The 24,597-nt window shown below is 72.5% G+C and carries 25 protein-coding genes and 1 pseudogene; 13 read left to right on the forward strand and 13 right to left on the reverse strand.

The window, feature by feature from the left end; all coding sequences use genetic code 11:
- Positions 1-6: 6 nt before the first annotated feature.
- Positions 7-1,149: a diguanylate cyclase domain-containing protein gene (locus ACWDD7_RS10365; protein WP_450457024.1), complete on the forward strand. Its 1,143-nt coding sequence runs from the start codon at positions 7-9 to the stop codon at positions 1,147-1,149.
- Between the two features lie 95 nt (positions 1,150-1,244).
- Positions 1,245-2,783: a histidine ammonia-lyase gene (hutH, locus tag ACWDD7_RS10370; RefSeq protein WP_450457063.1), complete on the forward strand. Its 1,539-nt coding sequence runs from the start codon at positions 1,245-1,247 to the stop codon at positions 2,781-2,783.
- A gap of 45 nt (positions 2,784-2,828) precedes the next feature.
- On the opposite strand, the gene ACWDD7_RS10375 is transcribed toward hutH, so the two are convergent.
- A complete protein-coding gene (locus tag ACWDD7_RS10375; protein ID WP_450457025.1) occupies positions 2,829-3,611 on the reverse strand; it encodes a hypothetical protein in 783 nt (260 codons plus the stop codon).
- 42 nt (positions 3,612-3,653) lie between these two features.
- Positions 3,654-3,977, reverse strand: coding sequence for an LAETG motif-containing sortase-dependent surface protein (locus tag ACWDD7_RS10380; protein WP_450457026.1), 324 nt, complete (start codon positions 3,975-3,977; stop codon positions 3,654-3,656).
- Positions 3,978-4,087: 110 nt separating this feature from the next.
- Between ACWDD7_RS10380 and ACWDD7_RS10385 the strand changes: the two genes are divergently transcribed.
- From ACWDD7_RS10385 to ACWDD7_RS10400, 4 genes and pseudogenes are all read left to right on the forward strand, one after another.
- The gene (locus ACWDD7_RS10385; RefSeq protein WP_351878846.1) at positions 4,088-4,432 is read left to right on the forward strand and encodes a hypothetical protein; all 345 of its coding nucleotides are present in this window, start codon (positions 4,088-4,090) and stop codon (positions 4,430-4,432) included.
- Positions 4,433-4,673: 241 nt separating this feature from the next.
- The gene (locus ACWDD7_RS10390; protein ID WP_450457027.1) at positions 4,674-5,921 is read left to right on the forward strand and encodes a L,D-transpeptidase; all 1,248 of its coding nucleotides are present in this window, start codon (positions 4,674-4,676) and stop codon (positions 5,919-5,921) included.
- Between the two features lie 137 nt (positions 5,922-6,058).
- The gene (locus ACWDD7_RS10395) at positions 6,059-6,280 is read left to right on the forward strand and encodes a hypothetical protein (RefSeq protein ID WP_450457028.1); all 222 of its coding nucleotides are present in this window, start codon (positions 6,059-6,061) and stop codon (positions 6,278-6,280) included.
- Positions 6,258-6,443 (forward strand): annotated as a pseudogene (locus ACWDD7_RS10400) (ABC transporter ATP-binding protein); the annotation flags it as partial. The gene ACWDD7_RS10395 and the pseudogene ACWDD7_RS10400, both read left to right, overlap by 23 nt.
- A 17-nt stretch (positions 6,444-6,460) precedes the next feature.
- Here ACWDD7_RS10400 and ACWDD7_RS10405 read toward each other — a convergent pair.
- Complete coding sequence (locus ACWDD7_RS10405) at positions 6,461-7,360, reverse strand: helix-turn-helix domain-containing protein (protein WP_351878840.1); 900 nt, start codon at positions 7,358-7,360, stop codon at positions 6,461-6,463.
- Between the two features lie 183 nt (positions 7,361-7,543).
- Here ACWDD7_RS10405 and ACWDD7_RS10410 point away from each other — a divergent pair, with 183 nt between their 5' ends.
- On the forward strand, positions 7,544-8,584 hold the full coding sequence (locus ACWDD7_RS10410) for an NAD(P)-dependent alcohol dehydrogenase (protein WP_351878837.1): 1,041 nt from the start codon (positions 7,544-7,546) through the stop codon (positions 8,582-8,584).
- 136 nt (positions 8,585-8,720) lie between these two features.
- Here ACWDD7_RS10410 and ACWDD7_RS10415 read toward each other — a convergent pair whose 3' ends face one another.
- From ACWDD7_RS10415 to ACWDD7_RS10430, 4 genes are all read right to left on the reverse strand, one after another.
- Positions 8,721-9,998, reverse strand: a complete 1,278-nt coding sequence (locus ACWDD7_RS10415) for an ATP-binding protein (protein WP_450457029.1) — start codon at positions 9,996-9,998, stop codon at positions 8,721-8,723.
- Positions 9,999-10,139: 141 nt separating this feature from the next.
- Entirely contained in the window at positions 10,140-11,240 is a 1,101-nt protein-coding gene (locus ACWDD7_RS10420; protein WP_450457030.1) for a hypothetical protein, read from the reverse strand.
- A 55-nt stretch (positions 11,241-11,295) separates the two neighbouring features.
- Positions 11,296-12,933 (reverse strand): M48 family metalloprotease, encoded by a 1,638-nt coding sequence (locus ACWDD7_RS10425; RefSeq protein WP_450457031.1) that lies wholly within the window; start codon positions 12,931-12,933, stop codon positions 11,296-11,298.
- Between the two features lie 174 nt (positions 12,934-13,107).
- Positions 13,108-14,226, reverse strand: a complete 1,119-nt coding sequence (locus tag ACWDD7_RS10430; protein ID WP_351880727.1) for a hypothetical protein — start codon at positions 14,224-14,226, stop codon at positions 13,108-13,110.
- Positions 14,227-14,434: 208 nt separating this feature from the next.
- Here ACWDD7_RS10430 and ACWDD7_RS10435 point away from each other — a divergent pair, with 208 nt between their 5' ends.
- Positions 14,435-15,589 (forward strand): cystathionine gamma-synthase, encoded by a 1,155-nt coding sequence (locus ACWDD7_RS10435; protein WP_450457032.1) that lies wholly within the window; start codon positions 14,435-14,437, stop codon positions 15,587-15,589.
- 48 nt (positions 15,590-15,637) lie between these two features.
- Here the strand turns inward: ACWDD7_RS10435 and ACWDD7_RS10440 are convergent, their stop codons facing one another.
- The 3 genes from ACWDD7_RS10440 to ACWDD7_RS10450 form a co-directional block, all read right to left on the reverse strand.
- The gene (locus ACWDD7_RS10440) at positions 15,638-15,886 is read right to left on the reverse strand and encodes a hypothetical protein (RefSeq protein ID WP_351880733.1); all 249 of its coding nucleotides are present in this window, start codon (positions 15,884-15,886) and stop codon (positions 15,638-15,640) included.
- A gap of 52 nt (positions 15,887-15,938) precedes the next feature.
- Positions 15,939-16,442: a sigma factor-like helix-turn-helix DNA-binding protein gene (locus tag ACWDD7_RS10445; RefSeq protein WP_450457033.1), complete on the reverse strand. Its 504-nt coding sequence runs from the start codon at positions 16,440-16,442 to the stop codon at positions 15,939-15,941.
- A 130-nt stretch (positions 16,443-16,572) separates the two neighbouring features.
- Positions 16,573-17,079 (reverse strand): MarR family winged helix-turn-helix transcriptional regulator, encoded by a 507-nt coding sequence (locus ACWDD7_RS10450; protein WP_450457064.1) that lies wholly within the window; start codon positions 17,077-17,079, stop codon positions 16,573-16,575.
- Between the two features lie 162 nt (positions 17,080-17,241).
- On the opposite strand from ACWDD7_RS10450, the gene ilvA reads away from it, so the two are divergent.
- Positions 17,242-18,471, forward strand: coding sequence for a threonine ammonia-lyase (ilvA, locus tag ACWDD7_RS10455; RefSeq protein ID WP_450457034.1), 1,230 nt, complete (start codon positions 17,242-17,244; stop codon positions 18,469-18,471).
- 84 nt (positions 18,472-18,555) lie between these two features.
- Here ilvA and greA read toward each other — a convergent pair whose 3' ends face one another.
- Together greA and ACWDD7_RS10465 are read right to left on the reverse strand one after the other, a co-directional pair.
- Positions 18,556-19,056: a transcription elongation factor GreA gene (gene greA / locus ACWDD7_RS10460; RefSeq protein WP_351880491.1), complete on the reverse strand. Its 501-nt coding sequence runs from the start codon at positions 19,054-19,056 to the stop codon at positions 18,556-18,558.
- Between the two features lie 221 nt (positions 19,057-19,277).
- Complete coding sequence (locus ACWDD7_RS10465) at positions 19,278-19,676, reverse strand: DUF4307 domain-containing protein (RefSeq protein WP_351880494.1); 399 nt, start codon at positions 19,674-19,676, stop codon at positions 19,278-19,280.
- Between the two features lie 103 nt (positions 19,677-19,779).
- Here ACWDD7_RS10465 and mca point away from each other — a divergent pair, with 103 nt between their 5' ends.
- Together mca and ACWDD7_RS10475 are read left to right on the forward strand one after the other, a co-directional pair.
- Positions 19,780-20,661: a mycothiol conjugate amidase Mca gene (gene mca / locus ACWDD7_RS10470; protein WP_392215564.1), complete on the forward strand. Its 882-nt coding sequence runs from the start codon at positions 19,780-19,782 to the stop codon at positions 20,659-20,661.
- On the forward strand, positions 20,654-20,914 hold the full coding sequence (locus tag ACWDD7_RS10475) for a hypothetical protein (protein ID WP_351880500.1): 261 nt from the start codon (positions 20,654-20,656) through the stop codon (positions 20,912-20,914). Before mca ends, ACWDD7_RS10475 begins: the two co-directional genes overlap by 8 nt.
- Before the next feature lie 396 nt (positions 20,915-21,310).
- Here ACWDD7_RS10475 and ACWDD7_RS10480 read toward each other — a convergent pair whose 3' ends face one another.
- Entirely contained in the window at positions 21,311-21,700 is a 390-nt protein-coding gene (locus tag ACWDD7_RS10480; RefSeq protein WP_450457035.1) for a hypothetical protein, read from the reverse strand.
- A 143-nt stretch (positions 21,701-21,843) separates the two neighbouring features.
- Between ACWDD7_RS10480 and ACWDD7_RS10485 the strand changes: the two genes are divergently transcribed.
- Positions 21,844-22,434, forward strand: coding sequence for an ArsR/SmtB family transcription factor (locus ACWDD7_RS10485; RefSeq protein ID WP_450457036.1), 591 nt, complete (start codon positions 21,844-21,846; stop codon positions 22,432-22,434).
- A gap of 84 nt (positions 22,435-22,518) precedes the next feature.
- Complete coding sequence (locus ACWDD7_RS10490) at positions 22,519-24,588, forward strand: thioredoxin domain-containing protein (protein ID WP_450457037.1); 2,070 nt, start codon at positions 22,519-22,521, stop codon at positions 24,586-24,588.
- Positions 24,589-24,597 lie beyond the last annotated feature (9 nt).

Below are 24,597 nucleotides of genomic sequence, written 5' to 3' on the forward strand. Positions count from 1 at the left end.
GGAGTAATGGGCGACGACGAGCGGCTGGCCGCAGTGGTGGCGCTGGCGCAGGGGATGGCCGCGGCGCACACCCCCCAGGACTCGTGGCAGGCCGCCGCGCTGGGCGCCTGCCACGCGCTGGACGGCAGCTTCGCCGCGCTGTCGGTGTGGGAGCGGGAACGGGGGCGGCTGCGCGTCCTGGTGAACGTCGGCGACCGGTGCGCGGACGAGGAGGAGTTCCCGGAGGCCGAGTCGTACCCGGTGCACCAGTTCCCGGAGATCACCGAGTTCCTGCACGAACGCTGGGCCGGCGGCGGCGGTCCCAACGCCTGGGTGGAGACCGCCGAGGGCACCGCCGCCGGCACCCCCGGGTACTTCCACCAGCGCGTCGCCGCCCTGCGGCGCCGTGGCCGCGGCTGCTGCGTCGTCGCCCCCGTGGTGCTGCACGGCAGGGCCTGGGGCGAGGTGTACGTCGCCCGCGCCACCGGGTCCCCCGTCTTCGGCCGCGCCGACGCCGACTTCGCCACCGTCCTCGCGGCCGTCGTCGCCGCGGGCCTCGCGCAGACCGAACGCCTCGAAGAGGCCCGTCGGCTCGCCTACACCGACGCCCTGACCGGCCTCGCCAACCGCCGTGCCGTCGACGTGCGTCTCGACGAGGCGCTGGAACGGCACCGCGCCGACGGCGCCGTCGTCAGCCTCGTGGTCTGCGACCTCAACGGGCTCAAACGGGTCAACGACACCCAGGGCCACGCCGTCGGCGACCGCCTCCTGGAACGCTTCGGCTCGGTGCTGTCGCTGTGCGGCGCGATGGTGCCGGGCGCCCTGGTCGCGCGGCTCGGCGGGGACGAGTTCTGCCTCCTCGCGGTCGGTCCGCCCGCCGACGACGTGGTCAAGGCGGCGGACGAGCTGTGCCGCCGCGCGGGCGAGTTGGAGCTGGGGGAGGGGGTCGCCTGCGGGGTCGCCTCGACCGAGGACCCGATCGGCGCGGTGGACGACGCCCGGCGGCTGTTCCGCCTCGCGGACGCCGCCCAGTACCGTGCCAAGGCGATGCGCGCCGACCGTCCCGTGGTCGCCGGCCGCGAGGGCCCCGACGACCCGGTCGTCCGCCTCGCCGACGAGCCGCCGCCCGCCCGCGCCGAACGCCGCCGCTTCCGCGGCCGCAACCCCTGAGGGCTGCGACGAAGCCCACACCACCGGGTAAGGGGCGCACCCCGCCCCCACTAGTGACAGCATCGCATTCAATGCGTACGCTCCTGAATATGGATATGCACACTGTGGTGGTGGGGACGTCCGGTGTCTCGGCGTCCGACGTTCTCGCCGTGGCGCGCGGCGCTGCCCGGATCGAGCTGTCGGAGGAGGCCGTGGCGGCGCTGGCCGCGGCCCGCGGGATCGTGGACGCGCTCGCGGCCAAGCCGGACCCGGTCTACGGCGTCTCCACCGGCTTCGGCGCCCTGGCGACCCGGCACATCAGCCCGGAACTCCGCGCCCAGTTGCAGCGCAACATCGTCCGCTCGCACGCCGCCGGCATGGGCCCGCGGGTGGAGCGGGAGGTCGTACGGGCCCTGATGTTCCTGCGCCTGAAGACCGTCTGCTCCGGACACACCGGCGTACGCCCTGAGGTCGCGCAGACCATGGCCGACGTGCTCAACGCCGGGATCACCCCGGTCGTGCACGAGTACGGCTCCCTCGGCTGTTCGGGCGACCTCGCCCCGCTGTCGCACTGCGCCCTGACCCTCATGGGCGAGGGCGAGGCCGAGGGCCCCGACGGGGTCGTGCGGCCGGCCGGCGAACTGCTCGCCGCGCACGGGATCCAGCCCGTCGAGCTGCGCGAGAAGGAGGGCCTCGCCCTGCTCAACGGCACCGACGGCATGCTCGGCATGCTGGTCATGGCCCTCGCCGACCTCGACACCCTCTACAAGTCCGCCGACATCACCGCCGCCCTCAGCCTGGAGGCGCTGCTCGGCACCGACAAGGTGCTCGCGCCCGAGCTGCACGCGATCCGCCCGCACCCGGGCCAGGGCGCCGCGGCCGCCAACATGCTCGCGGTGCTGAAGGATTCGCAGCTCACCGGGCACCACCAGGACGACGCCCCGCGCGTCCAGGACGCCTACTCGGTGCGTTGCGCCCCGCAGGTCGCCGGCGCCGGCCGCGACACCATCGCGCACGCCCGCCTGGTCGCCGAGCGCGAGCTGGCCGCCGCCGTGGACAACCCGGTGGTGCTGCCCGACGGGCGGGTGGAGTCCAACGGCAACTTCCACGGCGCGCCGGTCGCCTACGTCCTGGACTTCCTCGCCGTCGCCGCCGCCGACCTCGGCTCCATCGCCGAGCGCCGCACGGACCGGCTGCTGGACAAGAACCGCAGCCACGGCCTGCCGCCGTTCCTCGCCGACGACGCCGGCGTGGACTCCGGCCTGATGATCGCCCAGTACACGCAGGCCGCCCTGGTCAGCGAGATGAAGCGGCTCGCCGTACCGGCCTCCGCGGACTCCATCCCGTCCTCCGCCATGCAGGAGGACCACGTCTCCATGGGCTGGTCGGCCGCGCGCAAGCTGCGCACCGCCGTGGACAACCTCACCCGGATCATCGCGATCGAGCTGTACGCGGCCACCCGCGCCCTCCAGCTGCGCGAGGGCCTGAGCCCGGCGCCCGCCTCGCGGGCCGTGATCGAGGCCGCCCGCGCCGCCGGGGTCCAGGGTCCGGGCCCGGACCGCTTCCTGGCGCCCGATCTGGCCGCGGCCGACGCCTTCGTGCGCGGCGGCCACCTGGTCGCGGCCGCGGAGTCGGTCACCGGCCCGCTGCGGTAACCGGCTCGGAAAGGGGCCCCGTCGACGCGCGGGGTCCCTCTTCCGTCACTTCAGCCTGGCCTCCTGCGCCCGCACGACCGCGGGCGTCACCGTGTACGCCTTCCTGGCCATCATCGCGCCCAGGTTCGTCGTGAAGTACACGGACACGGTGGAGCCGTGCCGGTCCACCTCGGCGTGCACGGGCGCCGCGCCCCCGCCGTCGCTCTGGTCCTCCTTCGCGGTCGCGGCGAACGCCACCGACGCGTCCCCGCCGCCCGCGGGCTTCTCCTCGGCGACCTTGGTGAACCTCGCCTCGGCGCCCGCCTGCCGACCGGTGAAGCCGCCCGCGCACGCCTTCACCGCGGCGGACAGCGACTTCATGGCCTGCTCGGCGCCGTCCCCGTCGTACGAGGCCAGCGTCACCGTGGTGACGTCCCGGTCCAGGGACTTCCGCATCGCCTCCTCGAACTCGCCCTCGTCCATGTCCTCCAGGGACGTCGGCCTGGCCGAGGGCTGCTTGCGGGCGTTCTCGGTGGCCATGCGGTCGGTGCTCGCGGGCGCGTCGGTGGGCGGGAGGCCGCTCATCACCCGGGTCAGGGGGACGCAGTCCGCGTTGTCGGTGGTGATCCGCTTGGCGCGGGTCTCGGTCACCGGGCCGACCTCGTAGCCGGGCAGATCGGCCTTGGTGACGATCAGCTTCCTCAACTCGGCGGTGCTCAGCGCCTTGTGCGCGGAGCCCTTGTCCGAGGAGTTCTTGGACCCTCCGTCAGAACAGCCCGTGGCAAGGGCGAACGACAGCGCGCTCACGGTGACGGTGGCGCACAGCCGCACGCCCGATGATCTCTTCATGGGCGAACTATGTAAGACCTGTCAAAGATCGGTCAAGGGAAATTAAAATCCCAGGCGTTCGCGCCGTACCGAATAGACCACGAACCCGGCGCCGAGCGCGAGGAACAGGGTGCCGCCGACGACGTACGGAGTGGTGTCCGGGCTTCCGGTATCGGCGAGTTGGGCGTCGTCCGCCGTTCCCGTGGTCGTCGCCGACACCGTTCTGGCCCGCGCGGTGACCGGCGCGGAGAAGGTCGAGACGGAGCCGGCCGCCGTGCCCTGCGCCGGTCCCTCCTGGGACGCGTTCGCGGAGGGGACGAACCACAGAGCGCACAGCAGGGTGCCCGCGGCGGTGGCGGTCAGCAGCGGACGGCGAACGGATGACACGGAGTATCGATCCCCCTTGTGACGCTGGCGAATTGGCCGTGTGAGGCGATGTTAGTGAAAGGCGCGGGTCACGGGAAAGTCACGGGAGGTTTCGGCCGTACGCTCCCGCCATGAGCGATGAAGAGACATCACGTTATGTACGGCTTCGGGTGGAGCTGGTGGTCGAGGTGCTGGACGAGGACGCGGTGGCCAAGGCCGCACTGCGCCGCCTCGCCGCCGATCCGGAGCTGCCGGAGTCCGAGCGCAGCCAGGCCGAGGGCGCTGTGACGGAAGACACCGCGGAGGCACTCGCCTATCTGGTGGATCCGTTCGACCTGGTCAGCGAGGTGCCCGGAGTGGAACTCCAGCAGGCCTCCTGGTCGAGTGAGCGGATCGAGTACGACCCGGACTCGCCCGAATGGGACATCGACGGGGATGATGGGGAGGACGACGACGAAGAGGACGGCATCGGCTGAGCGCCCCGGGGCACTTCGGACCCCGGACGGCAACCGCCGTCCGGGGTTTCGTCGTCGTAGGGGGCGCACGGACCGATCACGCACCACCCGCCCGGCGGCGAACCGCACCGGTCGTCGGCGGACGTGGTGTGCCCCACAGATCCACCGGATCCGGAACGGGACGAACCGGCCGTAGCGTTGAAGGTTCCTACGGGGGACTCTCGGGGTTATCTGCGACTCGGCAACGATGGAGAAGCTTGTGATGACGGACGGTAAGCGGCGCAACGGTCTGGTGGCCGCGTCCGCGCTGCTCGGCGGTGTGCTGCTGCTCTCGGCCTGTTCCGGAGGGGACAAGGCCTCGGCCCACGGCAGCGGCGAGTCATCGCAGGCCCAGGCCGACGCGGCAGCGGCCCAGAAGTCGTCCGAGGCGCAGATCGCGGTCACCCCGAAGGACGGCTCGGACAACGCGTCGATCAACAACTCCGGCACCGTCACGGTCAGCAAGGGCACGCTCACCGGCGTCACCATGACCACCGAGGACGGCAAGGCCGTCGCCGGCCAGCTGGCCGCGGACAAGCTGAGCTGGAAGCCGACCGTCCAGCTGGAGCGCTCCACCACCTACAGGATCGCCGCGACGGCCAAGGACTCCCAGGGCCGCATAGCCCACGAGAACGCGTCCTTCACCACGGTCTCCCCGGGCAACAGCTTCATCGGCACCTTCACTCCCGACAACGGCTCGACCGTCGGCGTGGGCATGCCGGTCTCGATCAACTTCGACAAGGCGATCACCGACAAGGCGGCCGTGCAGAAGGGCATCACGGTCACCTCCAGCAGCGGCCAGGAGGTCGCCTGCCACTGGTTCAACGCCAACCGCATGGACTGCCGCCCCGAGGACTACTGGAAGGAAGGCGCCACCGTCACCCTGAAGCTCGCCCTCGACGGCGTCCAGGGCGCGAACGGCGTCTACGGCGTCCAGCAGAAGACGGTCACCTTCCACATCGGCCGTAACCAGGTCTCGTACGTGGACGCGAAGACCCACCAGATGAAGATCACGCAGGACGGCAAGGTCGTCAAGACCATCCCGATCTCCGCCGGCGCCCCCGACCACACCACGTACGAGGGCCGGATGGTGATCTCCGAGAAGTTCAAGCAGACCCGCATGAACGGCGCGACCGTCGGCTTCACCGACGACGACGGCAAGGGCGAGTACGACATCAAGGACGTGCCGCACGCCATGCGCCTGACCACCTCGGGCACCTTCATCCACGGCAACTACTGGGGCGCCTCCTCGGTGTTCGGCAACGTCAACACCAGCCACGGCTGCGTCGGCCTCCAGGACGTCAAGGGCGCGGGCGACGCGAACACCCCGGCCGCCTGGTTCTACGACCACTCGCTGATCGGTGACGTCGTGGTGGTCCAGAACACCGGCGACAAGACGGTCTCCCCGGACAACGGCCTCAACGGCTGGAACATGGACTGGGCCCAGTGGAAGGCCGGTTCGGCCGTCTGAGCCGCGCCGTCCCCGACAGCCCTCCGTGTGCCGCCCCTTGGGGGGCGGCACCGCTGTTTTTCCGGGCCCCGGGGTTTTCACCCGTCTCTCAGGCCGGCCTCAGGATGCCGTCACGGGCCGTTCCTGGCGTTCCGCCCATGCAGGGCTTCACCACCCTCGCCTCCTCCACCGTCTCCGAGGTCTCGGGCCAGCAGGGCGTCGCGGCGGCCGCCGGCGGGCTGAACCTCTCCGTGGTCAAGGTCAGCGGCACCTTCACCCGCGGCCAGTTCCAGCAGAACGGCAAGGGCGGCGCCGGCGGCTACGGCCTCGGGCGCGGCGGCTCCGGCGGCCGGCCGCGAGCCGACCGGCAACCTCGATGAGAGCACGCGCGACGAGATCATGGACGTACCGGAGCGGCTGTGGGAGGAGCACGGGCTGACCTTCGTCATGGTCACCCACGACTCCACGCTCGCGAGGAAGGCCCCCCGGGTCGCCACCATCCGCAAGGGAAGGATCACGGTGACGGAGAACGCGGACGCCTGACGGCGGGCCGGCCGGGGCTACGCGGACGTCCCCGCACGGGTCGCGTCCGTGCCCCAGCTGGCCAGCAGCCGCAGGGACTCGGCGGAGGGCGAGCCGGGCTCCGCGTGGTAGGCGACGAGGGACTGGTCGGTGCCGTCGGTGAGGCGGAACGACTCGAAGTTCAGCGCGAGGTCGCCCACCAGCCGGTGGTGCAGCCGCTTGACGCCGTGGCGGTTCTCCTTGACGTCGTGCGTGGCCCACAACCGGCGGAACTCCTCGCTCTTGACGGAGAGTTCACCCACCAGGGCGGACAGCCGGAGGTCGTCCGGATAACATCCCGCGTCCATGCGCAGCGCGCAGACGATGTCGATCGCCTTCTGCTCCCAGTCGACGAACAGCTCCCGGTAGTCGGGCTTGAGGAACACCAGCCTCGCCCAGTTGCGGTCGGCCGCCGGCAGCTCCGCCCAGTCGCCGAAGACCGCCGCCGCCATGCGGTTCCAGGCGAGGATCTCCGAGCGCCGGCCCACGATGTACGCCGGTACGCCCTCCATCGTGTCCAGCAGCTGCCGCAGCGGCGGGCGTACATGCTGCTGCCGGGCCGCGGGCTTCTTCTTGTGCGACTTCGGTTTGGCCAGATGCGTCAGATGCGCGTGCTCGGCGTCCGTGAGGCGCAGGGCGCGGGCGATCGAGTCCAGGACCTCCGCCGAGACGTTGCGGCCGTTGCCCTGCTCCAGGCGCGTGTAGTACGCCACCGACACCCCGGCCAGCTGGGCCAGCTCCTCCCGGCGCAGCCCCGGCACCCGGCGGTGCCGGCCGAAGTCGGGCAGTCCCACGTCCTGGGGCTTGAGCCGGGCCCTGCGGCTGCGCAGGAACTCGCTGAGCTCGGCCCGCCGGTCCAGGGGCGGCCCGGTCACGGCGGTGTCCTGCTGTTCTTCCATACCACAAGTATCCGTCGTGCCCGCTGGTCGTAGGCATGCCAGCCTGATCCCGCCAGTGGTAGGCACGGCAGTCGTACGTAGAGCCGTGGGCTGGGTGCTTCCGGGGACACCAGGCACTCTTGGGATGTGCTCGGCGGAAAAGCAGCCGGGCACACGCCGGACCTTGTGAGGGAGAACCCCGACATGACCACTGTTGCCGCGTATGCCGCGCCCGCCGCGAAGGCCCCCCTGGAGCGGACCGAGATCGAGCGACGGGCGGTCGGCGAGTTCGACGTCCTGATCGACATCAAGTTCGCCGGCATCTGCCACTCCGACATCCACCAGGTCCGCGAGGGCTGGGGCAAGGCGTCCTTCCCGATGGTGCCGGGCCACGAGATCGCGGGCGTCGTCGCGGAGGTCGGCTCCGGCGTGACGAAGTACGCCGTCGGCGACCGCGTGGGCGTCGGCTGCATGGTCGACTCCTGCCGGGAGTGCGACAACTGCGCGGCCGGCCTCCAGCAGTACTGCGACAAGGGCCCCACCTGGACGTACAACGACACGGGCCGCGACGGCGAGCCGACGTACGGCGGCTACTCCCAGAAGGTCGTCGTGGACGAGAACTACGTCGTCCGCATCCCGGAGGGCCTGTCCCTCGACGTGGCCGCGCCGCTGCTGTGCGCCGGCATCACCACGTACTCCCCGCTGAGGCACTGGAACGCCGGCCCCGGCAAGAAGGTCGCCGTCGTCGGCCTCGGCGGCCTCGGCCACATGGGCGTCAAGATCGCGCACGCGCTGGGCGCGGAGGTCACCGTCCTCTCCCAGTCGCTGCGCAAGAAGGACGACGGCCTCAAGCTGGGCGCCGACCACTACTACGCCACCAGCGACCCGAAGACCTTCGAGGACCTCAAGGGCACCTTCGACCTCATCCTCAACACGGTCTCGGCCCCCCTCGACTTCTCCGCCTTCCTCTCGCTGCTGCGCACCGACGGTGCCATGGTCAACGTGGGCCTGCCCGAGGAGCCGGTCCAGATCGTCCTCCAGTCCCTCTTCGGCAAGCGCCGCAGCGTCAGCAGCTCCGGCATCGGCGGTATCCCGGAGACCCAGGAGATGCTGGACTTCTGCGCGGAGCACGGGCTCGGCGCGGAGATCGAGCTCATCGCCGCATCGGAGATCAACGACGCGTACGAGCGGGTGCTGGCCAGCGATGTCCGGTACCGCTTCGTGATCGACACCGCGACGATCTGACCTGCGGCGCTCGGCCGTTCCCCGCGCCCCTCGGGGCGCGGGGTCGCGCACTGCTCTTCAAGGGCCTTGGTGCCGGCGGGGGCCAGGCCGCCGGGTCGGCTGCCGCGTCACGTCGGTGCCGACTCCCGAGCACCCCTCAGAGCCTGCTGTACGTGTCGATGTCCTCGCCGAACTCCTTGACCGCCCGGGTGGTGAGGGTCGGACGGGTGTCGGAGATGGCGGCCATGTAGTCCTCCGTGCCCGCCGGGCGGCCCTCGCGGTGGGCGACCTCGCGTTCGAAGGCCGCCTGGGCCCCCTTGCGGGCGGCGAACTCGATGTCGGCCGGGGTGAACAGCTCGCTGGCGCCGACCAGTTGGCCGAGATCCACCGAGTCGCCCGAGCCCCGCAGGTAGCGGGCCCAGATCGCCGCGCGGGCGGTCGGGTCGGGCGGCCCGATGGGGATGACGTAGTCGAACCGTCCCGGCCGCAGGAAGGCCGCGTCGAGGGAGCGCACGGAATTGGTGGCGCAGACCAGCAGCCGTGAGTCGTGCTCGCGGAAGACGGGGATCAGCTTGAGCAGTTCGTTGGTCACCCCGTGCCCGGGGTCCACCGCCTTGCCGGAGCGCGCGGCGGCGATCTCCTCCACCTCGTCGATGAAGAGCACCACCGAGTCCAGCTCCGCGAGGTCCGCGAAGGCGTCCCGCAGGGCCGTCGCCAGCCCCTCGCTGGTGTCGGCGGCGAGCCGGGAGGGGAACAGCTCCACGAACGGCCAGCCGAGCCGGGACGAGACCGCCTTGGCGAAGCTCGTCTTGCCGGTGCCGGGCGGCCCGAACAGGATCACCGACTTGGGTGGTACGACCCCGTAGCGGTCGGCCAGCGCCGGCTCCGTCAGCGGCAGCACCACCCGCCGCTCCACGACCTGCTTCTCCCGCTCCATGCCCGCCATCGCGTCCCACAGCCCCTCGGGCAGCATGCGGCCGCCGAGCGCGGCGAGGACGTCGGCGTTGGCGGCGCCGAGCGGTTCGAGCTTCTCGAAGTAGGTGAGGTCGTCGCGGCTCCGGTAACCGGTGTTCGCCAGCGCCTTGGAACCGGCCGCGCCCGCGGGCAGCAGCGCGCTGATGTGCCGTACCCCCAGCGCCCGCAGCCGCCGCTCCAGCTCGGCGAGGAGCGCACTGCCGATCCCGCGTTCGCGCCAGCGCGCGGCGAGCGCCATCAGCAGGATCCAGCCCCGCTTGCCCTGGGCCTGGGCCACCGCCATCCCCACCAGCTCGTCCCCGACCACCGCGACCACCGCCGTCTGCCCGGCCTTGGCCGCGGCCATCACCTCCGAGACCGGGAACACCGGGTCCCCGTCGGCCGGCCGGCACTGGTCCCAGATCTGGATCGCCTGATCGAGATCGTCGTCGTGATAGTCGCGCAGATGCCATGCGGGCATGGGGGCACCACCTCACCACCAGGGGGTCTCCCATTGTCTCCGCGGGGGCGGAGGACGACATCTCCAGGCGGCGGAGCCCACCGGCCCCGGCCGATCCGCCGCCACCGGCCCCGGCCCGGGGCCGGTCTCCGCCCGCGACCCTCAGCCCGCGTCCGCCACCGCCCCCACCGTCTCGTTCCGCACCCGGCAGTAGTACGACGCCGACCCGTCGCCCCGGTAGCTCCACGGCAGGGCGTCCACATGCCCGTCGACCAGCCGGAACTGCTCCAGGGCCGCCTCGTGCCGGTCCTGGAGGTGCAGGTAGTAGGCGAGCAGGTGGCGCAGCTGGGCGAGGCCGGGACGGTCGGGGTCGCTCGCCGCGCAGGCCGCCGCGTCGGCGAGACCGGCGTCGACCAGGGCGAGCATCTCGGGCGTGCTGTCGGCCGCGACGTCGGTGGTCTCGTCGTGCTCGAAGTGCGCGATCAGCGGCAGCGCGGTCAGCAGGCTGCCCAGCGGCGCCTCCGCGGCCGCGCGCTCGGCGAACGCGAACGCCTGCCGCTTCGAGCCGCGCCACTTCGCGCACCAGTACTGGAGCGCCGCGTAGTGCGCGCCGAAGTGGTACGGGGCGCGGCTCGTGATCTCCGCCCACAGCTTGTCCATCTCGGCGCCCGGGTACCCGAGGCCCAGCCCCACCCAGATCTCCACGATGTACGGCGTCGGGTCCTCGGGGTTCAGCTCCGCGGCCCGCGCGATCTCCTCCCGGGCCGCGGTGAGCATGCGGTGGAACCCCTCGAACTGTTCCCGGCTCGTGTGCTGGGCCCGCTTCGCGCCGCGCAGCTCCCACGCCAGATACACCGTGCCCTGCGCCCTGACCACGGCCGCGTCCGGGTCTCCCGGGCGCGCCGACTCCCAGGCCAGCAGCCAGCCGTCCTCCTCGGCGGCGAGCGTGCCCAGCTCCGCGGTGATCGACGAACGGCGTTCCCAGTCACGCCCGTTGGCCCGCAGCAGCTCGGCCGCCGGCTCCCAGTCGCCGCCGCGCGCCGCCGCCAGCGCGGCCGACCACGCGGCGGGCGGGGGCGCGGCGTGCTCGGTGTCCTGCCGCTCGGCGGGCAGCAGCCCCAGCCGTTCGGCGGCCAGCGCCGTCGCGTCCGGGCCGGGCGGGCTCGGGGAGAACAGCTCCTTCACGAACACGCCGGTGAACCAGAGGGCGGCGATCACCAAGGGCAGGGCCAGGACGGCCAGGATCCAGAGCAGGACGGTCATCGGTGGTGTGGTCCGTTCGTCGGGGACGCGGGGGGAAAAGAGAGAGAGGGGGCGGTCAGACGGGCTGGGGCGCCGGCGGCAGCAGGGCGCGCAGGGCGGTCGTGTCGGGGTGGTCCGCGAGGGCCGCGTCCAGCGCCGCCTCCAGGGCCTCCTCCGGGCTCTGCCCGCCGGCGCCGGTCGCCGCGGCGTCACCGGGCAGTCGTACGGCGGCCGGGCCGGACCAGGAGAAGTCCCAGGTCAGCAGCGAACGCGCGCTGAACTCGGCCAGCACCATGGTCCGCAGCGACCGGTGCAGCACCGGCCGCGCGAACTCGCGGAACGCCCGCCCCCGTGCCGCCTTCGCCTCCGCCGACAGCGGCAGCTGCTCCGCCAGCTGCCACAGCCCGCCCGCGTCCACGACCTCCAGCAGCGCGGCCAGCGTCGCCGGCTGCCCGGTGCGGGCGGCCAGCACCCGGTGCACGGGGGTCTGCGCCGACGACAGGCCCGAGGCCATCGAGGCGTCCAGCAGCTCGGGCCAGCCGGTGGCGCGGCCGTAGCCCAGTACCTCGTCGGTGAGCACGGCGTCCTCCAGCGCGGCCAGGGTCCGCGCCGGGTCGGTGAGCACGGCGAGCGCCGGGCCCGTCGCCTCGTCGGCGCGGCCGTCGGCGGGCAGCGCCTCGATCCGCCGCACCCGCTCCGCGATCGGCGGATGGGAGTCGTACGGCGACGCCGGCTCCTTCGGCAGCTCCGCGCGCAGGCCCTCCAGCTCCTGCGCACGCGCGGTGAGCAGCTTGCCGAAACCGCCGAAGAACTCGCCGCGCGGCGGCAGCATCCGGGCCCCGAGGCCCAGGGTGGCGTAGGAGTCCAGGTAGAAGTCGTGCGAGGCGGACAGTACCGGGATCTCGCGCAGCGTGGCGGCCATCGCGTCGCGCCCCGCGATCCGGGCGGCCACCTGGTCGGCGGCGAACTCCTGCGCGCGCGCCGTGGACAGGGAGGCCCGCAGATAGAGCTTCGCGTACTGGTCGTAGATCGCCGCCATCATCCGGTACGAGACCCCGGAGCCCGACGCGTCGACCTTCTTCGCCTTCTTGCCCCTTGCGACCCGCTTGGCGGAGGCCCGCTCCTGCTTGGCCCGCTCGGCGGCCACCTTGCCGTCCGCCCGCTCGTGGAACTGGGCGATGACCCGTCCGAGCTGCACCCGGCCGCGTACCACCAGCGCGGACAACCGGGTGTCGCCCCCGGTGAAGTGCCCGTACTCATGGGCGAGTACGGCCCTCAGCTGCGCCTGGGTGAGGCCGGTCAGCAGCGGCACGCCCAGGTAGAGGCGGCGCGGCCCGGGGAGCAGGCCGAGCAGCCGCGGGTCCTCGCTGACCGCCGCGTTGACCTCGCCGGTGAGCCGGATCCGGTCGGGGGCGCGGGTGCCGGCCGCCGCCGCGACTTCCCGCACCAGCGCCCACAGCCGGGGCTCGTCGGCCTCGGTGACGTCGATCCCGGGGCCGTCCTCACCCCTCGGGGTGCGCAGCATGAACATGCCGCGCACGACGGGGACGGCCAGCAGCACCGTGACGAAGCCGAGCTTCGCCACCGCCGGGCCGTGCCCCCAGCGGAAGGCGGCGATGTCGACGCCGACCAGCGCGGCCAGCAGGAGAAGGCTCAGCAGATAGAAGCCGAGCAGCAGCACAAGAGCACGCAGCGCGCGCAGAGTTGCGCCCATCGGACGGATCCCCCACAGGACCTCGGAGACAGAGACGAAAGGGTGCAGCACGAAGGAGCCGACGGTCGCCGGCGCGCACGTGGCGCGGTGTGGGGGGATGCCGAACTATGCCCTACCGCAGGTCAGAAGGGCAATGGGATTCCTGTGGGCTTCCTGTGCCAGGGGCCGGCCGGGTCAGCCGGGCAGGCTCGCCGGGCTGCCCCCGTTGGCCTCGTACCCCGCCACCGCCAGGGCGCGGTAGACGGCGAACTCGGCCGCCGGGTCGGCCGCCAGCGTCCAGGGCAGGGCGCCGACATGGCCGTCGACGTGTATCAGCTCGTGCATGGCCTCGGCCCAGCGCTCGGCGCGGACCAGGAAGAACACCAGCAGGTGGCGGACATGAGGGAGCGTCGGGTCCTCGGAGCGGGCCTCGTGCACCGCGTGCAGCGCGCCCTGGATCGCCTTGGTGATGACCTCGCTCTGATACAGGCTCAGCACCAGGTTCACCTCGGGGAGGTGCTCGAACACCGCGAACAGCGGCAGCGCGGCCAGCAGCGAGCCCCTGGGGGCGCGGGCCGCTGCGGCCTCGGCGAAGGCGTACGCCTGCTCGCGCGAGCCGTGCCACTTCTCGCACCAGTAGTGGAGCGCGGCCAGATGCGCGCCCATGTGGTGCGGGGCGCGGTCGAGGACCTCCAGCCACAGCCGCTCGAACTCCTCGCGGGACGCGCCGAGTCCACGGGCGACGGCCAGCTCGACGATGTGCGGCACCGGGTCCTCGGGCGCGAGCCCGGCCGCCTGCCCGCACACCTCCCGGGCCTCCTCCATGAGGATGCGGAAGTCCTCCGTGCCGGCCGCCGAGGCCCGCCAGGCCCGCTGCACCAGGAACTCCGCGTGCACCGCGGCACCGCCCGCGTCCTCGGGGCGCTCGGCCCGCCACACCCGCAGCCACTGGCCGCCCGGCGTCTCGTGCACCCCGCCCGGCCGCTGCTGCAGCTCCAGCGCGGCCGCGCCGGCCAGGGCCTGCACCCGCTGCCAGCGCAGCTCGCCCGCCGTCTCCGTGCCGGCCAGCAGCTGGGCCGCCGCCGTGTAGTCCTGGGTGCGCTGGACCAGCTCCAGCGCGTCCAGCAGATCCTGGTCCGGGCCGGGCAGGCGCACGTCCAGCTCCTCCTGGCGCAGGAAGCCGTAGTTCGCGGGGTCGGCGGCGTCCGGGTGGTCCGGGTGCACCTGCTCGATCATCCCGCGCCTGCGCCGCACGAGCGGGAGCAGCACGCAGCTCAGCATGAGCAGGGCCAGGAGCAGCCAGAGAATCGCCATGCCCCAAGCGTTCCAGACACCACCGACAATTGCCCAACCCCGCCCCCGGCCTGTGGACAACTCCGGCCGCGGGCATGACAGACAGCTCCCGGGCCCCGCCCCCTCCGACAACCCCGGGCCCGCCCCCGACACAGGGATATCCCTCCGGCCCGCACCCGCCGACTCCACCGGGCATCACGATCCTGTCGGGCGCACTACGCTCGGTGCAATGAGCGACAGGCACATCAGTCAGCACTTCGAGACTCTCGCGATCCACGCGGGCAACACCGCGGATCCCCTCACCGGCGCGGTCGTACCGCCCATCTACCAGGTCTCGACCTACAAGCAGGACGGCGTCGGCGGGCTGCGCGGCGGCTACGAGTACAGCCGCAGCGCCAACCCGACCCGTACCGCCCTTGAGGAGAACCTCGCCGCGCTGGAGGGCGGCAGCCGCGGCCTCGCGTTCGCCTCCGGCCTCGCGGCCGAGGACACCCTGCTGCGCACGCTGCTCACCCCCGGCGACCACGTGGTGATCCCGAACGACGCCTACGGCGGCACCTTCCGCCTCTTCTCCAAGGTCGCCACCCGCTGGGGCGTGGAATGGTCCGTCGCCGACACCAGCGACCCGGCCGCCGTACGGGCCGCGATCACCCCGCGGACCAAGGCCGTCTGGGTGGAGACCCCCTCCAACCCGCTGCTCGGCATCACCGACATCGCCGCCGTCGCCCAGGTCGCCCACGACGCGGGCGCCCGGCTCGTCGTCGACAACACCTTCGCCACGCCCTACCTCCAGCAGCCGCTGTCGCTCGGCGCGGACGTCGTCGTGCACTCCCTGACCAAGTACATGGGCGGCCACTCCGACGTGGTCGGCGGTGCCCTGATCGTCGCCGACCAGACGCTCGGCGAGGAGCTGGCCTACCACCAGAACGCGATGGGCGCCGTGGCCGGCCCCTTCGACTCCTGGCTGGTGCTGCGCGGCACCAAGACCCTCGCGGTGCGCATGGACCGGCACAGCGAGAACGCCACCAAGGTCGCCGACATGCTCAGCCGGCACGCCCGCGTGACCAGCGTGCTCTACCCGGGCCTGCCCGAGCACCCCGGCCACGAGGTCGCCGCCAAGCAGATGCGCGCCTTCGGCGGGATGATCTCCTTCCGCGTCGAGGGCGGCGAGGAGGCGGCGGTCGAGGTCTGCAACCGCGCCAAGGTGTTCACCCTCGGCGAGTCGCTCGGCGGCGTCGAGTCCCTGATCGAGCACCCCGGCCGGATGACCCACGCCTCCGCGGCCGGCTCGGCCCTGGAGGTCCCCGCCGACCTGGTCCGTCTGTCCGTCGGCATCGAGAACGTCGACGACCTGCTTGAGGACCTGCGCCAGGCGCTGGGCTAGTTGTTCTGTCCGGGGACCGGCGGCGCCGACCGGGTCCCGCCGGCCCGGTCACCAGCCGTCCACGGGTGGAGTCGTCTGCGAGGGCGGCTCCACCCACGGGTGGGCGTACGCCGCCCACACCCCGAACACCACGATCGCCACGCACACCAGCAGCCACGTCACCCGGCGCACCAGCCGTCCGCGCCGCAGCAGCCGCTCGCCGCGCCGCACCGCCTCCGGGTACAGCTCCGGCGGCACCGGCACCGGCCGTTCGGCCATCACCCGCCGTACGGCGGCCTCCCGTTCGGCGCGGTTCACGCCGGCCTCCCCGTGTTCCGCCGTCGCGACGTGTTCCGTTGCCCCGGCGTGCTCATGACGGCGCCACCTTCGCGTTCACCGCGCGCGGACCGGCCGGCCGGACCGGGTGCAGCACCAGGGACGTCGCCCGGTCGCAGACGGTGTGCACGCGTTCCACCGGTAGTCCGAGCAGTGCCGCCGTCTGTTCCTCCGCGACCCCCTCGTACATCCGCAGCACCAGGACCAGCCGCTCCTGCGGGCTCAGCGCGGCCAGCGGACCCCGCGGAACCGGCCGGTCGCGGCGCAGCGGGCCGGGCCGGTGCCAGATCGCGCGCGCGAAGCGGACGGCGAGGTACTGGCGCGCGCAGTCGTAGGGGTCCTCGCCGCGCAGCCGGTGCCAGCGCGCGTAGGTATGGCCGAGGGCCAGGGTCAGCAGGCGCCGCGCGCGTGGATTGGCGTCCGGCGCCTCCGCGGTGAGCAGCGTGGCGGCGAGCAGCAGCCGCCCGGCCGCGCCCGCGACGAACGCCTCGAACTCCTGGGCCCGGCGGGCCCCTTGGGACACCTGCCGCTCACGCAAGACGCCTCCCCGTAACGGGGCCCCGTCCGGTACGGGACAGGTGAATCGCGTACGACGCAGGACCCGGGTCTCATATGAGGCCAGCGAGGCTTCGCGGTCAAGACTTGGCGTGCACCCGGTGAAGAACCGGTCAGGACGCCGGGGGCTGCCCCGCGGCGGCCGGGCCCCCCTGGGCCGTACGCGCGGACAGGGCGCGGTTGAAGCGGGTCAGCAGGGTGCAGAACTGCTCGCGCTCCTCCGGCGCCCAGTCCTCGGTCAGGTCCGCCATCAGCCGGCGCCGCGAGGAGCGCACCTCCGCCAGCCGGGCGGCACCGCGCGGGGACAGCTGGAGCACCACCGCGCGGCCGTCCTCCGGGTGCGAGGTGCGCTTGACCAGGCCGGTGTCGACCAGCGGGGCCACCTGCCGGGTGACCGTGGAGGAGTCGATGCCCATGCCCGAAGCGAGCGCCTTGACGCCCATCGGCCCCTCCCTGTCGAGGCGGTTGAGCAGCAGATAGGCGGCGCGGTCCATGGAGTTGCGCACCTGCCCGACACCGCCGAGCCGCGTCTGTTCGGCTCGGCGGGCGAACACCGCGACCTCGTGCTGGAGGGTTTCGAGAAGACCGGGATCACCGACGGTCGTCATGTCCATCGACATTTCAGGTGTTGTGGGCATGGCCGGAGGCTCGCTTCATGAAGGGCTGCAAGGTTGGGGGACAGGGTACGCGGCCCGGCGCCGGGCCGTACCGGCGCTGCGCAAACCCGTCTTGGACCTTGGTCGCGACCGTCGTACGGCACGACGAGCTGCGATGCTGGAGTCATGAACCACCGCACCGCCCACCCCCTGCGTTCCGTCACCCTGGACGACGTACGCGGAGCCCAGAAGATGCTCTCGGGCGTGGCGCGGCCGACCGCGATGGAGGGCAGCCGGCACCTGTCCCAGCTGGTCGGCGCGCCGGTGCAGCTGAAGTGCGAGAACCTCCAGCGCACCGGCTCGTTCAAGCTGCGCGGCGCCTACGTGCGCATCGCCGGGCTGCTGCCGGAGGAACGGGCGGCCGGGGTGGTCGCCGCGAGCGCCGGCAACCACGCGCAGGGCGTCGCCCTCGCCTCCTCGCTGCTGGGCGTGCACGCCACCGTGTTCATGCCGCAGGGCGCCCCGCTGCCCAAGGTCAGCGCGACCCGGGAGTACGGCGCCGAGGTGCGTCTGACCGGCCAGGTGGTGGACGAGACGCTGGCCGCCGCCGAGGCCTACGCGGCCCGCACCGGCGCGGTGTTCATCCACCCCTTCGACCACCCGGACATCATCGCGGGCCAGGGCACGGTGGGCCTGGAGATCCTGGAGCAGTGCCCGGAGGTGCGCTCCATCGTCGTCGGGGTCGGCGGCGGGGGACTGGCGGCGGGGATCGCGGTCGCGGTGAAGGCGATCCGGCCGGACGTGCGGATCATCGGGGTGCAGGCGGAGGGCGCCGCGGCCTACCCGCCCTCGCTGGCCGCCGGGCACCCCGTGGCCGTGGCGAACCCGGCCACGATGGCCGACGGCATCAAGGTGGGCAAGCCCGGCGTGGTGCCGTTCGGGATCGTCCGCGAGCTGGTGGACGAGGTGCGCACGGTCACCGAGAACCAGCTGTCCGCCGCGCTGCTGCTGTGCCTGGAGCGGGCCAAGCTGGTCGTGGAACCGGCCGGGGCCAGCCCGGTCGCGGCGCTGCTCGCGGCCCCGGACACCTTCGAGGGCCCGGTCGTCGCGGTCCTGTCCGGCGGCAACGTCGACCCCGTGCTGCTCCAGCGGGTCCTGCGGCACGGCATGGCCGCGCAGGGCCGCTACCTGGCCGTCCGACTGCGGCTCACCGACCGCCCGGGCGCACTCGCCACCCTCCTCGGGGTGCTGTCGGGGGTGGACGCCAACGTCCTCGACGTCAGCCACGTCCGCACCGACTCCCGGCTCGGCCTCGGCGAGGCGGAGGTCGAGCTCCACCTGGAGACGAAGGGCCCGGAGCACTGCGCCGAGGTCGGCCGGTGCCTGTGGGACGCGGGCTACACGGTGATCTCCTGATACCGCGGTACGACGACAGAGCGCGGTACGACGACGGGACCCCCGGCGTCCGCAGCGGACGCCGGGGGTCCCGGTGTTCGTGGCTCAGCCGTTGTAGGGCTCGGCCTTCAGGATGCGGACCGAGGCCTTCTTGCCGTTCGGCAGCTCGTACTCCGCGTCCTCGCCGACCTTGTGGCCGATGACACCGGCCCCCAGCGGCGACTGCGGCGAGTACGTCTCGACGTCCGAGCTCGCGTACTCGCGGGAGGCGAGCAGGAACGTCATCGTGTCGTCCTCGTCACCGTCGAAGGCGATCGTGACGACCATGCCCGGCGCGACGGCACCGTCGGCGGAGACCGGGGCCTCGCCCACCTTGGCGCTCTCAAGAAGCTGGGTCAGCTGCCGCACACGCAGCTCCTGCTTGCCCTGCTCCTCCTTGGCCGCGTGGTACCCGCCGTTCTCACGCAGGTCGCCCTCCTCGCGCGCGGCCGCGATCTTGGCGGCGATCTCCGTGCGCGCAGGACCAGTAAGGTACTCAAGCTCGTCCTTGAGCTTGTTGTACGCCTCCTGGGTCAGCCAGGTGACGTTCTCGCTGGTCTGGGTCACAGGGTGCTCCTCGTCGGTACTGGGAATACAAAGCATCGCCCTACCCAGAAGAATGTTCCCTCATGGATGGGCGAAACCACGAGCCTAACAATTCATTCGCGGAAGGGGGAGGACATAAGCCATCAGAATCACATCAACGCAGGTCGGGCCGTCCGTATTCCGGGTGAAGGCGCGGCGGGGCGGGGCGACCGGCGTGTCGGCCGAGGGGACGGGCGGCGGCGTCAGCCGGCGTGGCAGCCCAGCAGCTCGGCGGTGGTGCCGCGGGCCGTCGTACGGAGCGTGACGACCTGGTCGATACGGGTGGCCGAACCGGTGAAGTGGAAGTCGGCGCGGCCGACCTCGGCACCGTCCGCGCCCTGGGAGCGCAGGGTGCAGTAGCCGTCGGTCCCGGCGTCCTTGTGGACCTCCAGGTGCGCCTTGACCGCGGTGTCCGTGGAGTCGAAGGTGATCACCTGGGCGCTGATCCGCGTCTGCGCGACGTAGTGGTACGCGAAGTAGCCGACCAGGGCCAGCAGGGCGGCGCCGAGCACCACGGCGGCGACCTTGAGTCTGCGGTCGGCGCGTTCGTCAGAGGAGCGGCCGTAGCGGCCCGCCGGCAGCCCCGTGCTCGCCGTACTCATGATCGTCCTCTCCGCGGAATTAATCGCCCCCCGATTCGGTCACTATAGAAGCCTTCGATTGCGCCCTGAGCCTTGGGGGCGCCGACCTACCGAGGATTGAGTCTTGACTGACCAGCTGCGACTGATGGCCGTTCACGCGCACCCCGACGACGAGTCGAGCAAGGGCGCGGCCACCATGGCGAAGTACGTGTCCGAGGGGGTGGACGTGCTGGTGGTGACCTGCACCGGCGGTGAACGCGGCTCCATCCTCAACCCCAAGCTCCAGGGCGACCCCTACATCGAGGCGAACATCCACGAGGTGCGCCGCAAGGAGATGGACGAGGCCCGCGAGATCCTGGGCGTCAAGCAGGAGTGGCTGGGCTTCGTGGACTCCGGGCTGCCCGAGGGCGACCCGCTGCCGCCGCTGCCCGAGGGCTGCTTCGCCCTGGAGGACGTCGACAAGGCGGCCGGCGAGCTGGTGCGCCAGATCCGCGCCTTCCGCCCGCAGGTGATCACCACCTACGACGAGAACGGCGGCTACCCGCACCCCGACCACATCATGACCCACAAGATCTCGATGGTGGCCTTCGAGGGGGCGGCGGACACCGAGAAGTACCCCGAGGACGAGTTCGGCCCGGCCCACCGGCCGCTGAAGCTCTACTACAACCAGGGCTTCAACCGTCCCCGCACCGAGGCCCTGCACCAGGCGATGCTCGACCGCGGCCTGGAGTCGCCGTACGGGGAGTGGCTCAAGCGCTGGAAGGAGTTCGAGCGCGCCGAGCGCACTCTGACCACGCACGTCCCCTGCGCGGACTTCTTCGAGATCCGCGACAAGGCGCTGATCGCGCACGCCACGCAGATCGATCCGGACGGCGGCTGGTTCCGGGTGCCGATGGAGCTCCAGAAGGAGGTCTGGCCCACGGAGGAGTACGAGCTGGCGAAGTCGCTCGTGGACACCTCCCTCCCCGAGGACGACCTCTTCGCGGGCATCCGGGACAATGCCTGACATGAGCGCAAGTGTGAGCCTGGCAGCGACGGACCTCGTCTCCCTCGCCGATCTCGACCAGAACAAGGTCACCCCCGGTGTCCTCGGCTTCATCGTGTTCGCGGTGATGGCGGTGGCGGTGTGGGGCCTGATGAAGTCGATGAACAAGCACATGCGGAAGGTCGACTTCAAGGAACCGGGTGCCTCCGGCGGTCCCGCCGAGGACTCCGGCAAGGCCGAGGCCGTCGGCGGGGGCACGTCCGCCCAGGGGTGACCGCCCGTTCCGGCCCGCGGGGGTGAACGGGGGCCGACCCGGCCCCGTTCACAGCCCCGGTTCCCGGGAGCGTGACGGTCAGAGCCCGGAGCCGGAGCCCTGAGCCCGGCGTCCCGGCCCAGGGACACCGATTTCGGAGCCCGGGGTCTTGGGGGTCAGCCGTCCGCCGGAACCGTCGTCCCCGTCCCCGCACGGGCGCGGCGGTCCGAAGCCATGCGCGGTTGCCGGGCCTGCCACCCGGCCCGTGAGCCGTGTCCCGATGGCCGGGGCCGCGAGCCTCGTGTGCCGCAGCGGGTACGGCGGCGTCCGGGCGGGCCCTCCTTGAGCGGCCGCCGCCGACGGCACCGCACGGCTGCCGTCCCCTTCACCTGACCAGACCTCTCCGTGCCCCTCCCCCTACGGGGACACCCGCGCCCGGCACCGCCTCTTCCCCACCGCCAGATACACACACGCCCCCGCCAGCGCCCCCTCCGCCACCGCGCACCCCACCGCCTGGAGCAATGGCGCGCCCGCGCCCGCGGTGGTGATGTCGAACCAGGCGTCGAGGACGGCCGTCGAGGCCGTGGCGGAGGCGGTGAGGCGGGCTCGGGGGTCGGCGCGGAGGCCGAGGAGAGCCGTGGTGGCGCAGCCCGCGGCCATCAGGACGTCGAGCCCTATCCAGGCCAGTGGCCAGTGGTCCACCGTGGCGCGGCCGGGCAGCGTCATCGCGAGCACCGCCATCCACGGCACCAGCAGGACCGCCGCCGCTGCCAGTCCGATCAGCGTCCACTTCTTCTTCGCCGTCACGCTCCGTCTCCCTCCCAGCCCCTCCCAGAGCCGCGGTCGTCCTTGATCCGGCTCCTTCAGGATAGATCGCAGAGAAATCTCTGCAAAGAAAATTCGGCAGATCTCGGGGACGTCTCAGGGTTCTCAGGGTTACCGTTTCCGGCATGACCGACGGCATGCCCGAGATGACCAGCCTGGAGCGCACCGCGCTCTACAAATCCCTGGGCAACCCCCTGCGCCGCCGCATCCTTGAGTACCTCGGCCGGCACGGCGGGGCGAACTCCACCGTGCTGGCCCGCGAACTCGGCGAAAGCTCCGGCACCACCAGCTACCACCTGCGCAAACTTGCCGAGCAGCGGCTCATCGAGGAGATCCCGGAGAAGTCCGGCGGCCGCGAGCGCTGGTGGCGGGCGCTGCCCTTCCGGCACACCACGCCCGACCCGGCGACCATGACCCCGGACGAGTACGCGGCCGCCGCCCAACTCGCCCACCTCAAGATCGAGTTCGACACCGAGCTCTACCGCCGCGCCCACCAGGAGTACCGCGGCCCCGACGGCTGGGCCCAGGTCCAGCGCCACGGCACCTGGATGACCCGCGAGGAACTGCGCGACTTCATGCGCGACTACCAGGCCCTGCTCGACCGCTACGGCCACCCCCGCGAGGAGGCCCCGGCGGGCGCGCGCCCACTGCAGATGCGCTACTACGCGGTCCCGGAGGCCGCGGAAGACCGCGACGCCGAACCGACCGGCCCCTGAGCCGCCGGTCCGCTCCGCCCGGAGGGGCGCGCCCGGTGCCCCTCCCCCGTCCCGCCGCCTCGCCCACCATGGGAGAGTGGAACGGTGAACCGACTGGCCCATGAGACGTCGCCGTATCTGCTCCAGCACGCCGCCAACCCCGTCGACTGGTGGCCCTGGTCGGCCGAGGCCTTCGAGGAGGCGCGCAGGAGCGGTAGACCGGTGCTGCTGAGCGTGGGGTACAGCAGTTGCCACTGGTGCCATGTGATGGCCCACGAGTCGTTCGAGGACCAGGACACCGCCGGCTACCTCAACGAGCACTTCGTCAGCGTCAAGGTCGACCGCGAGGAGCGGCCGGACATCGACGCCGTGTACATGGAGGCCGTGCAGGCGGCCACCGGGCAGGGCGGCTGGCCGATGACCGTGTTCCTCACGCCGGACGCCGAACCGTTCTACTTCGGCACCTACTTCCCGCCCGCGCCCCGGCACGGCATGCCGTCCTTCCGGCAGGTACTGGAGGGCGTCCAGCAGGCGTGGAGCACCCGGCGGGACGAGGTCGGTGAGGTCGCCGGGAAGATCGTGCGGGACCTGGCGCAGCGGGAGACCGCCCGGCACGGGACGCGGCCGCCCGGCGAACAGGAACTCGCCCAGGCGCTCCTCGGGTTGACCCGGGAGTACGACCCGCAGCGCGGCGGATTCGGCGGGGCGCCCAAGTTCCCGCCGTCGATGGTGCTGGAGTTCCTGCTGCGTCATCACGCGCGCACCGGCGCGGAGGGCGCGCTCCAGATGGCCCAGGACACCTGCGAGCGCATGGCCCGTGGCGGCCTTTACGACCAACTCGGCGGCGGATTCGCCCGTTACTCCGTCGACCGCGACTGGGTCGTGCCGCATTTCGAGAAGATGCTGTACGACAACGCCCTGCTGTGCCGGGTGTACGCGCACCTCTGGCGGGCCACCGGCTCCGACCTCGCCCGCCGGGTCGCCCTGGAGACCGCCGACTTCATGGTCCGGGAACTGCGCACGGCCGAAGGAGGGTTCGCGTCCGCCCTCGACGCGGACAGTGAAGAGGAGGTGCCGAGCGAAGCGAGTCCCCACGAGGGCGATGGCGGGAGCGGGCGCCCTGTCGAGGGGGCGTACTACGTCTGGACCCCGGAGCAGCTCCGCGCGGTCCTCGGCGAGGACGCCGCCCTCGCGGCCCAGTTCTTCGGCGTCACCGACGAAGGCACCTTCGAACACGGCCGGTCGGTCCTCCAGCTCCCGCAGAACGAGGGCGTGTTCGACGCCGAGAAGGTCGCCTCCGTCAAGCGCCGGCTGTTCGACGCCCGCGCGCGGCGCCCCGCGCCCGGCCGGGACGACAAGGTCGTCGCCGCCTGGAACGGCCTCGCCGTCGCCGCGCTCGCCGAGACCGGCGCCTACTTCGACCGCCCCGATCTGATCGAGGCCGCCATCGGCGCCGCCGACCTGCTCGTCCGGGTGCACCTCGACGAGCACGCCCGGCTCGCCCGCACCAGCAGGGACGGCCGGGTCGGCCCCAACTCCGGTGTCCTGGAGGACTACGCGGACGTCGCCGAGGGCTTCCTCGCGCTCGCCGCCGTGACGGGTGAGGGCGTCTGGCTGGACTTCGCCGGGCTGCTCCTCGACCATGTGCTCGAACGCTTCACCGACCCCGGGACCGGCGCGCTCTACGACACCGCCTCCGATGCCGAACAGCTCATCCGCCGCCCCCAGGACCCCACCGACAACGCCACCCCCTCCGGCTGGTCGGCGGCCGCGGGCGCCCTGCTGAGCTACGCGGCCCACACCGGCTCCGAGGCCCATCGGACCGCGGCCGAGCGGGCGTTGGGCGTCGTACAGGCGCTCGGCCCGCGCGTGCCCCGGTTCATCGGCTGGGGACTCGCCGCCGCGGAGGCGTTGCTCGACGGTCCCCGCGAGGTCGCGGTCGTCGGCCCGTCCCTCACCGACGCGGCGACAACCGCCCTGCACCGTACGGCTCTTCTGGGTACGGCTCCCGGCGCGGTCGTCGCCGTGGGCACTCCGGACAGCGAGGAGTTCCCGCTGCTCGCCGACCGCCCGCTCGTGTCGGGCGCACCGGCGGCCTACGTCTGCCGCAACTTCACCTGCGACGCCCCGACCACCGATCCGGACCGGCTGCGTACGGCCCTCACCGGCCCCTGATCCCCGGGC

The sequence above is a fragment of the Streptomyces sp. NPDC001056 genome, from assembly GCF_053598955.1.

Coding starts and splice junctions, on each gene's coding strand:
- ACWDD7_RS10465 (WP_351880494.1), bottom strand. CDS start 19,676: ATGAGTACGGCGAGCACGGGGCTGCCGGCGGGCCGCTACGGCCGCTCC.
- ACWDD7_RS10420 (WP_450457030.1), bottom strand. CDS start 11,240: ATGACCGTCCTGCTCTGGATCCTGGCCGTCCTGGCCCTGCCCTTGGTG.
- ACWDD7_RS10410 (WP_351878837.1), top strand. CDS start 7,544: ATGACCACTGTTGCCGCGTATGCCGCGCCCGCCGCGAAGGCCCCCCTG.
- ACWDD7_RS10450 (WP_450457064.1), bottom strand. CDS start 17,079: ATGTCGATGGACATGACGACCGTCGGTGATCCCGGTCTTCTCGAAACC.
- ACWDD7_RS10365 (WP_450457024.1), top strand. CDS start 7: ATGGGCGACGACGAGCGGCTGGCCGCAGTGGTGGCGCTGGCGCAGGGG.
- ilvA (WP_450457034.1), top strand. CDS start 17,242: ATGAACCACCGCACCGCCCACCCCCTGCGTTCCGTCACCCTGGACGAC.
- ACWDD7_RS10425 (WP_450457031.1), bottom strand. CDS start 12,933: ATGGGCGCAACTCTGCGCGCGCTGCGTGCTCTTGTGCTGCTGCTCGGC.
- ACWDD7_RS10405 (WP_351878840.1), bottom strand. CDS start 7,360: ATGGAAGAACAGCAGGACACCGCCGTGACCGGGCCGCCCCTGGACCGG.
- ACWDD7_RS10430 (WP_351880727.1), bottom strand. CDS start 14,226: ATGGCGATTCTCTGGCTGCTCCTGGCCCTGCTCATGCTGAGCTGCGTG.
- ACWDD7_RS10485 (WP_450457036.1), top strand. CDS start 21,844: ATGACCGACGGCATGCCCGAGATGACCAGCCTGGAGCGCACCGCGCTC.
- ACWDD7_RS10475 (WP_351880500.1), top strand. CDS start 20,654: ATGCCTGACATGAGCGCAAGTGTGAGCCTGGCAGCGACGGACCTCGTC.
- hutH (WP_450457063.1), top strand. CDS start 1,245: ATGCACACTGTGGTGGTGGGGACGTCCGGTGTCTCGGCGTCCGACGTT.
- ACWDD7_RS10435 (WP_450457032.1), top strand. CDS start 14,435: ATGAGCGACAGGCACATCAGTCAGCACTTCGAGACTCTCGCGATCCAC.
- ACWDD7_RS10375 (WP_450457025.1), bottom strand. CDS start 3,611: ATGAAGAGATCATCGGGCGTGCGGCTGTGCGCCACCGTCACCGTGAGC.
- ACWDD7_RS10395 (WP_450457028.1), top strand. CDS start 6,059: ATGCAGGGCTTCACCACCCTCGCCTCCTCCACCGTCTCCGAGGTCTCG.
- ACWDD7_RS10415 (WP_450457029.1), bottom strand. CDS start 9,998: ATGCCCGCATGGCATCTGCGCGACTATCACGACGACGATCTCGATCAG.
- ACWDD7_RS10385 (WP_351878846.1), top strand. CDS start 4,088: ATGAGCGATGAAGAGACATCACGTTATGTACGGCTTCGGGTGGAGCTG.
- ACWDD7_RS10390 (WP_450457027.1), top strand. CDS start 4,674: ATGACGGACGGTAAGCGGCGCAACGGTCTGGTGGCCGCGTCCGCGCTG.